The sequence below is a fragment of the Hydrogenophaga electricum genome, from assembly GCF_030160815.1.
Lineage (GTDB): Bacteria > Pseudomonadota > Gammaproteobacteria > Burkholderiales > Burkholderiaceae_C > Hydrogenophaga > Hydrogenophaga electricum.
The window spans coordinates 1-1,558 of sequence record NZ_BSPB01000124.1 but is presented as its reverse complement, the minus strand read 5'-3'; the positions used below and the strand labels follow the sequence as shown (position 1 = coordinate 1,558).

General features: G+C 74.0%; 3 protein-coding genes. All 3 read right to left on the bottom strand.

Translation table 11 applies throughout. The features are described 5' to 3' along the window. Positions 1-80 precede the first annotated feature (80 nt). From QQK43_RS23060 to QQK43_RS23050, 3 genes are read right to left on the bottom strand one after another with little or no spacing between them, the layout of a single operon-like run. On the bottom strand, positions 81-359 hold the full coding sequence (locus QQK43_RS23060; RefSeq protein ID WP_284309621.1) for a nitrogen fixation protein NifZ: 279 nt from the start codon (positions 357-359) through the stop codon (positions 81-83). Further along, positions 356-724, bottom strand: a complete 369-nt coding sequence (locus QQK43_RS23055; protein ID WP_284309620.1) for a nitrogen fixation protein NifZ — start codon at positions 722-724, stop codon at positions 356-358. The genes QQK43_RS23060 and QQK43_RS23055 overlap by 4 nt, the downstream gene beginning before the upstream one ends. Beyond that, positions 721-1,545 (bottom strand): 4Fe4S-binding leucine-rich repeat protein, encoded by an 825-nt coding sequence (locus QQK43_RS23050; protein WP_284309622.1) that lies wholly within the window; start codon positions 1,543-1,545, stop codon positions 721-723. Before QQK43_RS23050 ends, QQK43_RS23055 begins: the two co-directional genes overlap by 4 nt. Positions 1,546-1,558: the final 13 nt, after the last annotated feature.

The following is a 1,558-nucleotide window of genomic DNA, read 5'->3' as shown; positions in this document are numbered from 1 at the left end:
CGCCGCCACGGCGCGCACCGCCTCGGCCGACGCGGCGGGCTGGGCGCACGCCGGGGTGGGCGGGAGCGGGCGGCCGGTGTTCACGGCTGCGCCTCCGTCTCGGGCAGCAGCCCCAGCGGGGCCGGTGCCAGCTCGTCTTCAAAGCAGCCGATCACGCCGTCCGCAAATTCCACCAGGTAGACCGGCTCGTTGAGTTCCATGGCGTGGCCCACGTTGACGATCTCGCCCAGCGCGCCGCGAACGGCCAGCACCGCGTCGGCCGGGTGCTGGGGGTGGCTGCCGTCGTTGACGATGTCGTCCAGCGCGATCACGCGCTGGCCCCAGGCGAAGGCGGCGGCGCGGGGTTCGATGCCGTTCATGGTCGGGCTCCTTCTTCTTCGGGGTGGGGCAGGCCCAGCCGGCCCAGTGCGGCCGCGCGTTCGCCCAGTTGGGCCAGCACGTCGTCGGGCAGGTTGTCGAGCGTGCACAGCTCGCGCGCGCGCATGCCCACCCGGTGCCCGGTTTCCACAAAGTCGACGGCGTAGATGTAGTACTGCTGCAGGAAGGTGTTGATGCTCACCACGTAGCCCACGTCGCCCTTGTGCACCAGCACGTCGCCGATGTCCTTGCCGGTGTAGGTGCCGTCGTTGCGCACCACCGAGCGCGCGGCGACCCGTTCGCCGAACGCGAAGCGCGGCGGGAAGGCGATCTCGATCACGTCGTCGTCGCGCACGATGTCGGTCATGACGGTTCTCCCGGGTGGGCATGGCCGCTCGGCGCGGCCACGGCTTGCAGGTGCAGCGGCGCGCGGCGCGCCAGGCGGTCGGTGGCGACCCGCGCCACCTCGGCATCGGGGTCGTCGCGCAGGGCAGCCAGCACGCTGGCGTCGGCGCGCTGTGCCACTTCCCAGCGCACGCGCCAGTCGGCATCGCCGGCCAGGCGGTACAGCAGCGGCTCGGGCAGGCGGCGCGCCACCACGCGGCGCACCTCGGGTTCGGGATCGGCCAGCAGGGCCAGCAGCGCGGGCATTTCCAGGCGCTCGGCCACCCATTCGCGCACGCGCCGTTCGGGGTCACCGGCCAGCGTGGGCAGCAGCGCCAGTGGCAGGCGCCGCGCCACCAGTTCGCGCACGCCGTAGTCCGGGTCGTGCCGCAGCGCCGCCAGCCGCGCCGGGTCGATGCGTTGCGCGACGCGCAGGCGCACTTCGCGGTGCGGGTCGTGGATCAGGCGTTCCAGTTGCGCGGGCGACAGGCGCGCGGCCACCTGCAGGCGCACGGTCTCGTCGGGGTCGTTCATCAGCAGGCGGAACACGCTGGCGTGCCGCGCCGCGATGGCGCGCACCTCGAAGTACGGGTGCGCGAGCTGTTCGTCGGCGCGCTCGGGGTGCCAGCGGAAGAAACGATCGATGCGGCGCGCGTAGGCGTCCTGCATGCAGGCGTGCCCGGGTTCGCAGCCCTGGGCACCGGGCAGGCGGCGCAGGGCCTGGTACGGGCAGGCTCGGCAATCCACCGGGCCGCCCGACCAGTGCCGCGCCGCGATGTCGCCCGCCGGCGCCCGCGCGTGCAGGCGCTGCGCACCC

Bases quoted from the DNA above. Each gene is read 5' to 3' on its own strand.
- QQK43_RS23060 (WP_284309621.1), bottom strand. From the start codon at position 359: ATGAACGGCATCGAACCCCGCGCCGCCGCCTTCGCCTGGGGCCAGCGC.
- QQK43_RS23055 (WP_284309620.1), bottom strand. From the start codon at position 724: ATGACCGACATCGTGCGCGACGACGACGTGATCGAGATCGCCTTCCCG.